This window comes from Streptomyces sp. NP160 (assembly GCF_006335115.1).
Lineage (GTDB): Bacteria > Actinomycetota > Actinomycetes > Actinomycetales > Quadrisphaeraceae > Quadrisphaera.
The window spans coordinates 1-14,184 of the sequence record NZ_VDMJ01000054.1; the positions used below are offsets into that span (position 1 = coordinate 1).

Here is a 14,184-nt window from a genome sequence, read left to right on the forward strand (position 1 = left end):
GTACGAGGTGGGGGGTACGAGGTGGGGGGGGTGCGACGAGGGCCCCGGACCTGCTGGTCCGGGGCCCTCGCCGTCGCTCGGGGCGCGGTGCGGTCAGCCGACCTCGGCGATGCGGGTCTCGGCGACCACGGTGTTCGGGGTGCGGCGCGAGCGCTGCGCCGCGTAGATGCGCTCGCGGTCGTCCTCGGTGAGGCCGCCCCACACGCCGTAGGGCTCGCGGACGGTGAGCGCGTGCTGGCGGCAGTCCTCGACGACCGGGCACGCCGAGCAGATGGCCACGGCGGCGGCGTCGCGGTTGCGGCGGGCGGGGCCGCGCTCGCCCTCGGGGTGGAAGAAGAGGTTGGTGTCGTGCTCGCGGCACGAGCCCTGCAGCTGCCACTCCCAGATGTCGGCGACGGGGCCGGGGAGGCGGGAGATCTCAGCCATGGGTTCCTCCGGGAGGTCTGCGTGGTGCGCGAGGTGGTTCAGGTGGTCGTGCGGAGCCGGTGCAGCGTGCGGGTGCACCTCCCTGCTGCGGGTGTGGATCCGCTGCGGGTGGGGTACTCCCTGCTCAGAGCCACCTCGCGGTGGTTCCGGGCTCGATGGGTACGACACTACAACCGCGCCAGGGGTTGTTCAAGGACCTGCCTCTGCGCCGTTCGTGTGAACCGCCTGAGAACCGCCGCCGGGCCGCCCCTCGACAGGCGCGGCGCCCTCCCGGGTGCAGCACGGGGGGCGCGGTGGCGACGCCAGGACCACCCGACCACACTGGCGGGGTGCCCACCCCCGACGCCGCCCCCTCGGGCGTGTCGCTGGGCGTCGCGGCCGCAGCACGGCGCCTCGGCGTCGCCCCCGCGACCCTGCGGACGTGGGCCCGCCGCTACGGCCTGGGCCCGAGCGAGCACGAGTCCGGCTCGCACCGCCGCTACACCCCCGAGGACCTCGCCCGCCTGGTCGTGATGCGCCGGCTGACCCTGGAGGGCGTCCCGCCCGTCACGGCCGCGGCGACCGCCCTCGCCACCGACCCCACCGAGGCCGCGATGGCGCTGGCCTCCACGGCGGGAGACGGGACCGACCTCCCCGAGCTCGAGGAGCCCGAGGAGGCGGCCACCACCGGTGACGTGCCGGCCATCGCCGCCCTCGCCGCCGACCTCGGCGTGTGGAGCGCGGTGCTCCCCGCCGACCGCACCCCCCTCACGCGGCGCCCCTCGCCCGCCGGGCAGGGCGCGCTGCAGCGCGCCGTGCTCGCCGGCGACGCCCCCGGCGCCGCCGCCGCGGTCCTCGCGGCGTGCGCCTCGAAGGGGCCGCTGCGCGCGTGGGAGGAGGTCGTCCAGCCGGCCAGGGCCGCCCTCGCGCGCCGCTGGGAGGCGACCGGCCCCGGCGTGGACTCCGAGGTCCTGCTCACCGCGGCCACCCTCGAGGCCCTGCGCGCCCTGCGCCGGCCGCCGGAGCGCACCACCGCCGTCGTCCTGCTCGCCGCGGCCGAGGGCGAGGTCGACTCCCTGCCGCTGCACGTCCTGGCCGCGGCCGTCGCCGCCCACGGGGTCCGCCCGTGGGTGCTGGCGCCCGGGCTGCCCCGCGAGGCGGTGGCGGCCGCCGTGCGCCGCACCGGGCCGGCCGCCGTGCTCGTGCACGCCGAGCAGCCGGTGGTGGACGCGGTGGCGCAGCTGGGGCCGCTGCCGCGCCTGCGGCACCCGGTCCGGCTGGTGCTGTCCGGGCCGGGGTGGACCCCCGCGGAGCTCCCGGCGGGGCGCCCCGCGCTGCAGGCGCCCGCGCTGCCCAGGGCGCTCGAGGTGCTCCTGGAGGCCACGGAGCCCTAGCGCTCAGGTCGGCCCGATCCGTGCCGATGACACCTCCAGGACAGCCGACCGCTCGGGTCGGCGCACACGGAGGTGGCGACGGTGTCTGCGATGGCGACGGTCATGGTCTGCGACGACTCCCCGCTCGTGCGGGAGAACCTGCGGCGGGCGGTCGCGGGCGTGGCCGGGGTGGGGCGCGTGATCGGCGCCAGCTCCGGCGAGGAGGTGCTCGCCCGCTGGCCGGTCGAGCGCCCGGCGCTCGTGCTCATGGACGTCCGCATGCCGGGCATCGGCGGCGTCGAGGCCGCTCGCCGCCTGCTGGCGCGACACCCCGGGGCCGGCGTGCTCATGCTGACCGTCGCCGAGGACGTCGAGGGCGTGGCCCGTGCGGTCGCCGCCGGCGCCCGCGGCTACGTGGTGAAGGACGCCACCCGCTCCGAGCTGGTGGCCGCCGTCATCGGCGCCATGAGCGAGGCGGGCGTCCGCGGCCGCGGCGCCCGCCGCACCGAGGCCGGCGCCGCTCCTGCGCTCACCGAGCGCGAGCTGCAGGTGCTGACCGGCATGGGGGAGGGCCGCAGCAACGCCGAGATCGGCAAGCAGCTGTTCCTGTCCGAGGACACCGTGAAGACCCACGCGCGCCGCCTGTTCCGCAAGCTGGACGCGGCTGACCGCGCCCAGGCCGTGGCCAAGGGCTTCCGCCTCGGGATGGTCCACTGACCCGCAGCTGACCCGGCCCAGGCCGGGACGACGACGAGGCCCGGCGCCCCTGGGGTGCCGGGCCTCGTCGTCGTGCTGCGCCGGTGGAGGTGGTCGTCCCAGCGCGACGGCGGGCTGCGCGGGTCCGGGTCTCGACCACCCCTCGACCCGGCGGGGCAGCTCTCGACCGGCTCCTGACCGACCCTCGGGTCCTCGCGCCCGGCCGGGGGCCGCGCGCGCGTCCCTCGCCGGGAGGAGCAGCCCCCGGAGGCCTCTACGATCGGGGGGTGACCGATCTCCTCGGTGCCTCCACCCTCCCCCTCGACGGCCTCGGCCTCACCTTCGACGACGTGCTGCTCCTGCCCGGGCAGAGCGACGTCATCCCGAGCGCCGCGAACCCCGCCTCCCGCGTGTCCAAGCGCGTCGAGGTGGCGGTCCCGCTCCTCAGCTCCGCCATGGACACCGTCACCGAGTCGCGCATGGTCATCGCCATGGCGCGCCAGGGCGGTCTCGGCGTGCTGCACCGCAACCTCTCCCCGGAGGAGCAGGCCAACCAGGTCGACCTGGTGAAGCGCTCCGAGTCCGGCATGGTCACCGACCCGGTGGTGTGCCGCCCTGAGACCACCCTCGACGAGGTCGACGCGCTCTGCGCCCGGTACCGCATCTCCGGGGTGCCCGTGGTCGACGAGGGCTCCCGCCTGGTGGGCATCGTCACCAACCGCGACCTGCGCTTCGAGACCGACCGCTCGCGCACGGCCGGCGAGGTGATGACCCGCATGCCGCTGGTCACCGCCCCCGTGGGCACCTCGCCCGAGGACGCGATGGCGCTCCTGGCCCGGCACAAGGTCGAGAAGCTGCCCCTGGTCGACGGCGAGGGTCGCCTGCGCGGCCTCATCACCGTCAAGGACTTCACCAAGCGCGAGCAGTACCCCCTGGCCACCAAGGACGACGCCGGCCGCCTGCGCGTCGCCGCCGCGATGGGGATCTTCGGCGACGCCTGGAAGCGCGCCATGCTGCTGGTCGAGGCCGGGGTCGACGTGCTCGTCGTCGACATGGCCCACGGCCACTCCCGCGCGGTGCTGGAGATGGTCGCCGCCCTCAAGGCGGAGCCGTCGGCGGCACACGTCGACGTGGTCGGCGGCAACGTTGCCACCCGCGCCGCGGCCGCCGCGCTGGTCGAGGCCGGCGTGGACGGTGTCAAGGTGGGCGTGGGCCCCGGCTCCATCTGCACCACGCGCGTCGTCGCCGGCGTGGGCGTGCCCCAGGTGACGGCCATCGCCGAGGCCGCCGCGGCCTGCCGACCCGCCGGGGTCCCGGTGATCGGCGACGGCGGCCTGCAGTACTCCGGCGACATCGCCAAGGCCCTCGTCGCCGGCGCCGACACCGTGATGCTCGGCTCCCTGCTCGCCGGCTGCGACGAGAGCCCGGGCGAGCTGGTGTTCATCAACGGCAAGCAGTTCAAGTCCTACCGGGGCATGGGCTCCCTCGGCGCGCAGCAGACGCGCACCGGCGGTCGCGGCTTCTCCAAGGACCGCTACTTCCAGAACGACGTCGCCGCCGCCGAGCAGTACGTGCCTGAGGGCATCGAGGGCCAGGTGCCCTACCGCGGTCCCCTGGCCGCCGTGGCCCACCAGCTGGTGGGCGGCCTGCGGCAGTCGATGTTCTACACCGGCGCGGCCACGGTGCCCGAGCTCAAGGAGCGCGGCCGGTTCGTGCAGATCACCTCCGCGGGGCTCAAGGAGAGCCACCCGCACGACGTCCAGATGGTGCTCGAGGCGCCCAACTACACCGGCCGCTGAGCGACCGGCCACCACCCGCTGACCAGCGAGGAGCACCCATGGCCTACGAGATCGAGATCGGGCGCGGCAAGCGCGGCCGGCGCGCCTACACGCTGGACGACGTCGCCGTCGTCCCCAGCCGGCGCACCCGGGACCCGGAGCTGGTCAGCGTCTCCTGGCAGATCGACGCCTACCACTTCGACATGCCCGTGATCTCGGCCCCCATGGACTCCGTGGTCAGCCCGGAGACCGCGATCGCGATCGGCCGCCTCGGCGGCCTGGGCGTGCTCGACCTCGAGGGCCTGTGGACCCGCTACGAGGACCCCCGCCCGCTGCTGGCCGAGGTCGCCTCGCTCAGCGACGAGGGGACGGCCGACAGCAGGTCCCTGACGCGGCGCATGCAGGAGATCTACAGCGCGCCGATCGACCCCGACCTCGTGGCGCAGCGCCTCAAGCAGGTCCGCGACGCGGGGGTCGTCGTGGCGGGCGCGCTCTCGCCGCAGCGCACCGCGCAGCTGTGGAAGACCGTCGTGGACGCCGGGGTGGACCTCTTCGTCATCCGCGGCACCACGGTCTCCGCCGAGCACGTGGGGTCCACCGAGGCCGACGTCCCGCCGCTGAACCTCAAGCAGTTCATCTACGAGCTCGAGGTGCCCGTCGTCGTCGGCGGCGCCTCCACCTACACGGCGGCGCTGCACCTCATGCGCACTGGCGCGGCGGGCGTCCTCGTGGGCTTCGGCGGGGGAGCCGCGCACACCACGCGCGGCGCCCTCGGCGTCCACGCCCCCATGGCCACGGCCATCGCCGACGTCGCCGCCGCCCGCCGCGACTACCTCGACGAGTCCGGTGGCCGGTACGTGCACGTCATCGCCGACGGCGGCATGGGGCGCTCCGGCGACGTCGTCAAGGCCGTGGCGTGCGGCGCCGACGCCGTCATGCTCGGCGCCGCCCTGGCCCGGGCCACCGAGGCGCCCGGGCGCGGCTGGCACTGGGGCCCGGAGGCCCACCACCCCGACCTGCCCCGCGGGCGCCGCGTGCGCGTCGGCACCGTCGGCTCCCTCGAGGAGATCCTCGTGGGGCCGGGCACCACGCCCGACGGCACCACCAACCTGCTCGGCGCCCTGCGCCGGGCGATGGCCACCACGGGCTACTCCGACCTCAAGGAGTTCCAGCGCGTCGAGGTGGTCGTCAGCCCGTACCAGCCGACCTGACCGGTCCGGCCGGCCGCCCGCTCGGGCCGGCCGGCCGTCCGGGGCTCAGTGGCGGGCGTCCTTCGGCTGGTCCACCCGCAGCCAGTGGCACAGGACGAACGCGATGCCGTAGAGCACCACGAAGGCCCACACGGTGCCGGCGTCTCCGCCCCAGGGCCTCACCAGTGCGACGACGGCGGCACCGAGGAACGCCGCGCCGCCAGCGGCCGTCGTGTAGACGGCCATGGCCGCGCCCTTGCGCTCGGTGAGCTGCGGCAGGATCGCCCCCAGCGGCACGAACCCGGCGAGCATCACGCCGAACACCACGCCCGCCAGCACCGACAGCGCGTAGCCCCCGTCGGAGCCCGGCTCCACGGCGTGCGGCACGTACCACCACAGCAGCAGGCCGACCGCGGACCCGAGCACACCGAACCACCGGACGGTCCGGACCCAGCCCCAGCGGTCGCCGATGGCGCCGAAGACGGCGTTGAAGGCGATGTTCGAGGCGTAGACGACGCTGCTCATGAGCAGCCACTGCGACTGCGACCAGCCCAGCGTGCCGCCGATGACGCCCGGCAGGATCACGAACATGCCGTACTGCGGTGCGGTGTTGATGATGCGCACCAGGAACCCGACGAGCACCTTCGGCTCCTGGGCCGCGAGCTTCACACCGCTGCCCAGCACCGAGCCGGTGCTCTCCGAGGCGGGCACGAGCCGCCGGCGGCCGTGGGGCTCGCGCACGAGGAAGGTCAGGGCGTACCCGGCCACCACGAGGACGATGGACAGCCACATCGCGCCCGTCTCACCGCCGTAGCCACCGCCGAACGCCGGGATGGCCGCGATGGCCACCAGCGCCCCGAGGGTGGGCAGGCCGCCGGTGAACATCACGTAGAACCAGCCGACGGCGGTGCCGGCCCGCTCGCGCGGTGCCACCGCGTTGATCCAGACGAGGAAGGCGAAGGCGAAGAGCGGGTACCCGAACCCGCGCACGAAGTACGTGGCGGCGATGGCGGGCACGTTCCCGGTCTCCAGCGACAGCAGGAACAGCACCTCGAAGACCACCCAGACGCCGAAGCCCAGGGTCATCACGCGGTGCGGCCCGAGCAGGTCCGAGAGCGCGCCCGCGAGGTAGGAGCCGACGAGCACGGCCAGGCCGTACGCCGAGATGATGGTCGCAGCGGCGGCGCCCCGGGAGCCCAGCGCCTGCTCCAGGTGCGGTGCGACGAAGTTGGTCTCCACCGCGTTGCCCGTCATGAAGACGATGACCGCCAGGAAGCCCCACCGCAGGACGTGGGGGATGCCGAGCCGGTCCAGACGGGTCTCGCGCGGGTCGCCCAGGGGCGGTGCCTGCGGTCCGTCCGCCGTCGTCCGGGTGCTGCCTGCCATCGCCGTGGCCCCCTCGCCGCTCGCCGTCGAGGCGCGGCGCCGGCTGCTCCGCGCGCTGACCACCGTCGCACGGCGCAGGAGCGGCGGCGACCCGGTGGGCCGCCGCCCCGGCGCCGCGGTGCGCGGCCTCAGGCGTTGAGCAGGGGCCGGGAGTCGGGAGCCTCGCGGCGGGCGGCGTCGGCGGCCTCGTCGTCGGGGAGCTCCTGGCTGGCGCGCTCCGCAGCGACGCGCTCGCTGTAGCTGCGGACCTCCTCGGCGACCCGCGCGGCGTCCCACCCCAGCACCGGGGCCACGAGGTCCGCCACGGCCTGCGCGGACCCGACGCCGCGGTGGCCGTACTCGATGGACATCCGGGTCCGCCGGGCCAGGAGGTCGTCCAGGTGCAGCGCGCCCTCGTGCGTGGCGGCGTGCACGACCTCCACGCGCAGGTAGTCCTCCGCCCCCTCCAGCGGCTCCAGGAGGTCGGGCGTCTCGCGGCCCAGCTCCAGCAGGTCCAGGGCCTCGGAGCCGTAGCGGTTGAGCAGGTGCAGCACCCGGTGCTCGGGCACCCGGTAGCGCTGCGCGAGGGAGGGCACCTGGTTGACCAGCGCGTGGTAGCCATCGGCGCCCAGCAGCGGCACGTGCTCGGTGACGGACGGCGGCACCTGCGAGCCGAGGTCGGCCTTGGCGGTGTTGACCGCGTCGGCGGCCATGACGCGGTACGTCGTGTACTTGCCCCCGGCGATCGAGACCAGGCCGGGCTGCGGGCGCGCCACCGCGTGCTCGCGCGACAGGGAGCTGGTGCCCTCGGACTCACCCGCGAGCAGGGGCCGCAGCCCCGCGTACACGCCGCGGACGTCGTCCCTGGTCAGCGGGGTGCGCAGCACCGTGTTGGCGTGCTCGAGGATGTAGTCGATGTCGGCCCGGGTCGCCGCGGGGTGGGCCCTGTCGAGCGACCAGTCGGTGTCCGTCGTCCCGATGATCCACCGGGTGCCCCAGGGGATGAAGAAGAGCACCGACTTCTCGGTGCGCAGGATCAGACCCGTCTCGGAGGCGAACCTGTCCCGGGGGACGACGATGTGCACGCCCTTGGAGGCGCGCACCCGGAAGCGGCCGCGGCCACCGGCGAGGTGCTGCATGTCGTCGGTCCACACGCCGGTGCAGTTGATGACCACGGTGGCGCGCACGTCGGTGGTCGCGCCCGTCTCCACGTCGCGCACGGTGGCCCCGACGATCCGGTCCCCCTCGTGCAGGAGGGACACGACCTCGGTGCTGTTGCGGACCACGGCGCCGTAGTGCGCGGCGGTGCGGACGACGGCGAGGGTGTGGCGGGCGTCGTCGGCCTGGGCGTCGTAGTAGCGCATCGCCCCGACGAAGGCGTCGGGCTTCAGCCCGGGGGCCAGGCGCAGCGCGCCGCGCCGGGTCAGGCTCTTGAAGCCGGGCACCGAGCGGGCTCCGCCCATGGTGTCGTACATGGTCAGGCCGGCCGCCATGTACGGCCGCTCCCAGATCCGGTGGTTGAGCGGGTAGAGGAACGAGACCGGCTTCACCAGGTGCGGGCAGATGCGCGTGAGCATCAGCTCCCGCTCCTTCAGGGCCTCCCGCACGAGGGAGAAGTTCAGCTGCTCCAGGTACCGCAGGCCGCCGTGGAACAGCTTCGACGAGCGCGAGGAGGTTCCCGAGGCCCAGTCGCGCTGCTCGACCACCGCGGTGCGCAGACCGCGGGTCGCCGCGTCGAGGGCGACACCGGCGCCCGTGACGCCGCCACCGATCACCAGCACGTCGAACGGCGCCCCGCCCAGGTCCTCCCACGCGCGCTCGCGGTACTCCGGGCCCAGCGTGCTCATCTGCGTCGCAGCCGTCATGACGATCGCTCCTTCGCGCGGTCGGAACCGTGGGGGCGGCGCCGGGTGGCCAGCCGCCCCGCTGGCGCTCAGCGTAGGTCGGCCTCCCGGTGGGCGCAGACCGCCGGGAGGCCGCCGCCTCCTCAGGCCGTGCGCCGGGGGACCGGGCGCGCCGAGAGCAGCTCGCGCGCGGTCCGCTCGTCCACGACGAGGTCGGTGACGAGCCCGGCGGCGAGCGCGGCGAGGAGCCCGGGGACCTTGGCCTCGTCGGCGACGGCGCAGATGCGCCGCGGCACGCGCCGCAGCACCGGGGGGACGGGCCCCGAGCAGCGGTCGTTGAGGGGCAGCCCCTCCCAGGACCCGTCGGAGCGCAGGAAGACCGTGCACACGTCGCCCACCGCGGTGGCGGACAGGGCTGCGCGGTCGGGCCCGGTGAGGTAGCCCTCCGCCCAGACGCGGCTGGGCACGGCGCCCCCGAAGGCGCCGATGCCGAAGAGGGCGACGTCGGCGGCGTGCTGCAGGCGGAGCACCCGCTGCACGCTGCGCTCGCGCCACATGGCCCGGCGCGTCTCCACGTGGTCGAAGAAGGCGGGCACCGGGAAGTGGTGGACCTGGGCGTCCCAGGCGGCCGCGAAGCGTCCCAGGACGTCGCTCCCGTAGCCGACGCCGGTGCTCAGGGTGTTCATGGCGCCGTTGAGCTGCACCACCTGGACGTCGCGGAGGGGGTGGGCGAGGAGGTGCTCGCTGACGGCGCTGGTCGTGGTGCCCCACGCCACCCCGACGATCATCCCGGCGCCGACCGCCTGGTCGAGGACGCGCCCCGTCACGCGCGCCACGTGGTGCAGGCGCTCGACAGCCCCGACCCCCTCCGGGAGCGGCACCACGCGCGCCGAGACGCCGTGCCGCTGGGCCAGCTCCTGCTCCACCGCCTGTGCACGTCCGTGCACCGGGACCACCTGGACGGACACGATGCCGGCCGCGCGCGCCGCATCCAGCATGCGGGAGACGGTGGAGCGGGACACCCCCTCCTCGGAGGCGATGGACTCCATGGTCATCCTGCTCAGGTGGTACTTCCGGGCGACGCGCTCCAGGCGCTCGTCATCAGCCACGGGGCGGCTCCCGTCCTCTCGGTGCCCGCGCGGAGGCGGTGGTCGCGGCGTGCACGTCCGTGCACCAGATTGCCGCACCTCGGCGCTGCGCGCGATGGTCGTGGCCGCACCGCCCGGCCGCTCGAGGCCGACGGCCACCCGACGGAGAGGTCCCGCGATGACGTCCTCCACCACCGCCACGGCCGCGGCTGCGGCCGCCACCGGCAGCACCGCGCTGTCGCCGGCCGCCCGCGACCGCGCCCTCGAGCGCCTGGCCGCCGGGACCCTCGACGTCCTCGTCGTCGGGGGCGGGGTCACCGGCGCCGGCGCCGCCCTCGACGCCGCCAGCCGCGGCCTGTCGGTCGGGCTGCTGGAGCAGCGGGACTGGGCCTCGGGCACCTCCAGCCGCGCCAGCAAGCTCGTGCACGGTGGGCTGCGCTACCTCGAGATGCTCGACTTCGCGCTGGTGCACGAAGCGCTGCAGGAGCGCGGGCTGCTCGTCGGGCGGCTCGCCCCGCACCTCGTGCACCCCGTGCCCTTCCTCTACCCGCTGCAGCACCGCGTGTGGGAGCGGGCCTACGTGGGGGCCGGCATCGCCCTCTACGACGCGCTCGCGGGGGTCTTCGGCCGCGTCGGGGGCCGCGGCGTGCCGCTGCACCGCCACCTGTCGCACCGGGCCCTGGCGCGCGTGGCGCCCTCCCTGCGCCCCGACGCCGCGGTGGGTGCGATCCGCTACTTCGACGCCAAGGTCGACGACGCCCGCTTCGTGGAGGTGCTCGTGCGGACCGCGGTCGGCCACGGGGTGGCCGCGGCCAGCCGCGTCACCGTCACCGGGTACCTCGAGGAGGGCGGCCGGGTCGCGGGGGTGACCGCCGTCGACCTGGAGACCGGCCGCGAGCTCCGGGTCCGCGCGCGGCACGTCATCGGCGCCACCGGGGTGTGGACCGAGCAGACCCAGGAGCTGTTCCGCGCGCAGGGCCTGCAGGTGCGCGCCTCCAAGGGCGTGCACGTCGTCGTCCCGAGGGACGCCGTGGCCGGGGAGGACGGCTTCATCCTCAAGACCGAGAAGAGCGTGCTCTTCATCATCCCGTGGACCACCCACTGGGTCATCGGGACGACGGACACCCCGTGGGACCTCGCCAAGGACCACCCGGTGGCCAGCGCCGCGGACGTCGACTACCTGCTGGAGCAGGCCAACGCCGTGCTGCGGCGGCCGCTGACCCGCGACGACGTCCTCGGCGTCTGGACCGGGCTGCGCCCGCTCATCCAGCCCGTCTCCTCCGACGGCTCGGCCACGACCAGGGTCTCCCGCGAGCACACCACCGCCACCGTGCGCCCCGGCCTGACGGTCATCGCCGGCGGCAAGTACACGACGTACCGGGTGATGGCCCGCGACGTCGTCGACGTCGCCCTGGCCGACCGCGCCCCGGGCGACCCGGCCGGCGAGGTCCCCGCCTCGCTGACCGACCAGCTGCCGCTGGCGGGTGCGGACGGCTACGCCGTGCGCTGGAACCAGCGCCACCGCCTCGCCGCGGCCCGCGGCTGGAGCGAGGAGCGCGTCGTCCACCTGCTGCACCGCTACGGCGCGCTGGTGGACGAGGTGCTCGCCCTCGTCGACGCCGACCCCTCCCTCGGCGAGCCGCTGGAGGGCGCCCCGCACCACCTGCGCGCCGAGGTGGTCTACGCCGCCACCCACGAGGGCGCGCTGCACCTGGAGGACGTGCTCACCCGCCGCACGCGCCTGTCCTACGAGCAGGCCGACCGCGGCACCGCGTCGGCGCGCGCGGCCGCCGAGCTCGTGGCGGGCCCGCTGGGCTGGAGCGCCGAGCAGGTGGAGCAGGAGGTGTCCACCTACCTCGAGCGGGTCGCCGCCGAGCGGGCCGCCGAGGTGGAGCCCGACGACGCCTCCGCGGAGCGCGCCCGGCTGCGCGCTCCGGAGATCAGGCCGCTTCCGGTGGCCGATCCCGCCTGACCGCAGGAGGGTGCCTGCGAGCACCCGCCCCCACCAGCCGTCCACCGAGGAGGGCACCACCAGAGGGAGCCCCGCGCCGCGCGCGCGGCGCGGGGCCGACCGGGACAGAGAGGTCCGACCGTGTCACTCACCAACGTCTTCTTCTCCGAGGTGTTCGGCACCGCGCTGCTCGTGCTGTTCGGCGTCGGCGTCGTCGCGAACGTCCTGCTGGCGCGCACCAAGGGGCGCGGCGCCGACTGGCTGCTCATCAGCTTCGGCTGGGGACTGGCGGTCTTCGTCGGCGTCTTCGTCGCCTGGCGCTCCGGCGCTCACCTCAACCCCGCCGTGACGCTGGGGCTGCTCGCCTCCGGCACCGACAACTACAGCACCGAGGCGAACCCGGTGGCGGTGACCGCCGCCAGCACCGCGGTGTACCTCGTGGCCGAGATGGTCGGTGCCTTCATCGGCGCCGTCCTCGCCTGGGCCGCCTACCGCAAGCACTACGACGCGGAGGAGGACGGCGCCACGGTCCTCGGCACCTTCTCCACCGGACCGGAGATCCGCAGCTACGGCTGGAACCTCGTCACCGAGGTCATCGCCACCTTCGCCCTCGTCTACGTCATCCTGCAGTTCGGCAACACGCCCACGCAGGTCGGCCCGCTCAACGTGGCGCTGCTCGTGGTGGCGATCGGCGCCTCCCTCGGCGGCCCCACCGGGTACGCCGTCAACCCCGCCCGCGACCTCGGCCCGCGCCTGGCCCACGCCGTCCTGCCGATCCGGCACAAGGGCGGCGGCGACTGGGGCTACGCCTGGGTCCCGGTGGTGGGCCCGGTCGTCGGCGGGGTCCTCGCGGGCCTGGTCTCCCGGGTCTTCTGAGGCCCTCCGCCGTCCCACCTGCTAGACCTCACGCACGCTGCAACGACGCACAGGAGGAACCGACGTGGCCAGTGTCATCGCCGCCATCGACCAGGGCACCACGAGCACCCGCTGCATGCTCTTCGACCACGACGGGAAGGTCGTGGCCGTCGGCCAGAAGGAGCACCAGCAGATCTTCCCCCGGGCCGGCTGGGTCGAGCACGACCCCGAGGAGATCTGGAGCAACACCCGCGAGGTGGTCGGCCAGGCCCTGGGCAAGGGGAACGTCAGCTCCGGCGACATCGCCGCCGTCGGCATCACCAACCAGCGCGAGACCGCGGTGGTGTGGGACCGCACCACCGGCAGGCCGGTCTACAACGCCATCGTCTGGCAGGACACGCGCACCGACAGGATCGCCCGCGAGCTGGGGGAGCTGGGCGGAGGCGCGGAGCGCTACAAGGACAGGGTCGGCCTGCCGCTGGCCACCTACTTCGCCGGGCCCAAGGTGAAGTGGATCCTCGACAACGTCGACGGCGCCCGCTCGAAGGCCGAGGCGGGTGACCTGCTGATGGGCACCGTCGAGACCTGGCTGATCTGGAACATGACCGGCGGCACCGACGGCGGCCTGCACATCACCGACGTCTCCAACGCCTCGCGCACCATGCTCATGGACTACCGGTCGCTGAGCTGGGACGAGGACATCGCCGCCGAGATGGGGATCCCCACCTCGATGCTGCCGCGGATCGTGTCCAACTCCGAGGTCTACGGCAAGGCCCGCGCCCAGGGCCTGCTGGCCGGGGTGCCGATCGCCGGGTCCCTCGGCGACCAGCAGGCCGCGACCTTCGGGCAGGTCTGCTTCACCAAGGGCATGGCCAAGAACACCTACGGCACGGGCAACTTCATGCTCCTCAACACCGGCGAGGAGGCCGTGCCGAGCAAGAACGGCCTGCTCACCACGCTCTGCTACCAGATCGGGGACCGCAAGCCCGTCTACGCGCTGGAGGGCTCCATCGCGGTCACCGGCTCGCTGGTGCAGTGGGTGCGCGACAACCTGCGCATGATCGGCGGCGCAGGGGAGATCGAGGCGGTGGCGAAGTCGGTCGACGACAACGGCGGCGCCTACTTCGTGCCGGCGTTCTCGGGCCTGTTCGCCCCGCACTGGCGCTCGGACGCCCGCGGCGCCATCGTCGGCCTGACCCGCTACGTGAACCGCGGTCACCTGGCGCGCGCGGTGCTCGAGGCGACGGCGTACCAGACCCGCGAGGTGCTGGAGGCGATGAACGCCGACTCCGGCGTCGACCTCACCGAGCTGCGCGTGGACGGCGGCATGATCGCCAACGAGCTGCTCATGCAGTTCCAGGCCGACGTGCTGGGCGTGCCGGTGGTGCGCCCGCAGATCGCGGAGACGACGGCGCTGGGCGCGGCCTACGCGGCGGGGCTGGCCGTCGGCTTCTGGGCCGACGAGGACGAGCTGACCGCCCAGTGGGCGGAGGACAAGAGGTGGGAGCCGGCCATGGACCGCGCCCAGGCCGACCGGTACTACCGCAAGTGGGGCAAGGCCGTGCAGCGCACCCTGGACTGGGTGGACGACGACGACGACTGAGACCCGGACCCGCCTGCCGGCGGTGTCTGGCCGGCG

The 14,184-nt window shown here is 74.8% G+C and carries 12 protein-coding genes; 8 read left to right on the forward strand and 4 right to left on the reverse strand.

Annotated features, from left to right (window positions below):
• Positions 1 to 93: 93 nt before the first annotated feature.
• Complete coding sequence (locus FHN55_RS21100; RefSeq protein WP_139714383.1) at positions 94 to 426, reverse strand: WhiB family transcriptional regulator; 333 nt, start codon at positions 424 to 426, stop codon at positions 94 to 96.
• A gap of 329 nt (positions 427 to 755) precedes the next feature.
• Here FHN55_RS21100 and FHN55_RS21105 point away from each other — a divergent pair, with 329 nt between their 5' ends.
• The 4 genes from FHN55_RS21105 to FHN55_RS21120 all read left to right on the forward strand — a co-directional run bounded on the left by FHN55_RS21105 (position 756) and on the right by FHN55_RS21120 (position 5,463).
• Positions 756 to 1,799, forward strand: a complete 1,044-nt coding sequence (locus FHN55_RS21105) for a MerR family transcriptional regulator (protein WP_218974900.1) — start codon at positions 756 to 758, stop codon at positions 1,797 to 1,799.
• Between the two features lie 90 nt (positions 1,800 to 1,889).
• On the forward strand, positions 1,890 to 2,495 hold the full coding sequence (locus FHN55_RS21110; RefSeq protein WP_139714385.1) for a response regulator: 606 nt from the start codon (positions 1,890 to 1,892) through the stop codon (positions 2,493 to 2,495).
• A 266-nt stretch (positions 2,496 to 2,761) separates the two neighbouring features.
• Positions 2,762 to 4,273, forward strand: a complete 1,512-nt coding sequence (gene guaB, locus FHN55_RS21115) for an IMP dehydrogenase (protein ID WP_139714386.1) — start codon at positions 2,762 to 2,764, stop codon at positions 4,271 to 4,273.
• A 38-nt stretch (positions 4,274 to 4,311) separates the two neighbouring features.
• On the forward strand, positions 4,312 to 5,463 hold the full coding sequence (locus FHN55_RS21120) for a GuaB3 family IMP dehydrogenase-related protein (protein ID WP_139714387.1): 1,152 nt from the start codon (positions 4,312 to 4,314) through the stop codon (positions 5,461 to 5,463).
• A gap of 45 nt (positions 5,464 to 5,508) precedes the next feature.
• Here FHN55_RS21120 and FHN55_RS21125 read toward each other — a convergent pair whose 3' ends face one another.
• On the reverse strand, positions 5,509 to 6,828 hold the full coding sequence (locus FHN55_RS21125) for an RbtT/DalT/CsbX family MFS transporter (protein WP_139714388.1): 1,320 nt from the start codon (positions 6,826 to 6,828) through the stop codon (positions 5,509 to 5,511).
• Here FHN55_RS21125 and FHN55_RS22970 point away from each other — a divergent pair.
• On the forward strand, positions 6,815 to 6,967 hold the full coding sequence (locus FHN55_RS22970; protein ID WP_180357996.1) for a hypothetical protein: 153 nt from the start codon (positions 6,815 to 6,817) through the stop codon (positions 6,965 to 6,967). The genes FHN55_RS21125 and FHN55_RS22970 overlap by 14 nt on opposite strands.
• On the opposite strand, the gene FHN55_RS21130 is transcribed toward FHN55_RS22970, so the two are convergent.
• Both FHN55_RS21130 and FHN55_RS21135 read right to left on the reverse strand, forming a co-directional pair.
• A complete protein-coding gene (locus FHN55_RS21130) occupies positions 6,957 to 8,672 on the reverse strand; it encodes a glycerol-3-phosphate dehydrogenase/oxidase (RefSeq protein ID WP_139714389.1) in 1,716 nt (571 codons plus the stop codon). The genes FHN55_RS22970 and FHN55_RS21130 overlap by 11 nt on opposite strands.
• A 122-nt stretch (positions 8,673 to 8,794) precedes the next feature.
• Complete coding sequence (locus tag FHN55_RS21135; protein ID WP_218974901.1) at positions 8,795 to 9,760, reverse strand: sugar-binding transcriptional regulator; 966 nt, start codon at positions 9,758 to 9,760, stop codon at positions 8,795 to 8,797.
• Between the two features lie 157 nt (positions 9,761 to 9,917).
• Here FHN55_RS21135 and FHN55_RS21140 point away from each other — a divergent pair, with 157 nt between their 5' ends.
• From FHN55_RS21140 to glpK, 3 genes are all read left to right on the forward strand, one after another.
• Positions 9,918 to 11,711 carry a glycerol-3-phosphate dehydrogenase/oxidase gene (locus FHN55_RS21140; protein ID WP_139714390.1) on the forward strand — a complete coding sequence of 598 codons (1,794 nt, stop codon included), beginning with the start codon at positions 9,918 to 9,920 and terminating at the stop codon, positions 11,709 to 11,711.
• A gap of 120 nt (positions 11,712 to 11,831) precedes the next feature.
• Positions 11,832 to 12,566, forward strand: coding sequence for an MIP/aquaporin family protein (locus FHN55_RS21145; RefSeq protein WP_139714391.1), 735 nt, complete (start codon positions 11,832 to 11,834; stop codon positions 12,564 to 12,566).
• A gap of 64 nt (positions 12,567 to 12,630) precedes the next feature.
• Entirely contained in the window at positions 12,631 to 14,148 is a 1,518-nt protein-coding gene (glpK, locus tag FHN55_RS21150; protein ID WP_139714392.1) for a glycerol kinase GlpK, read from the forward strand.
• The last annotated feature ends 36 nt before the right edge of the window (positions 14,149 to 14,184 follow it).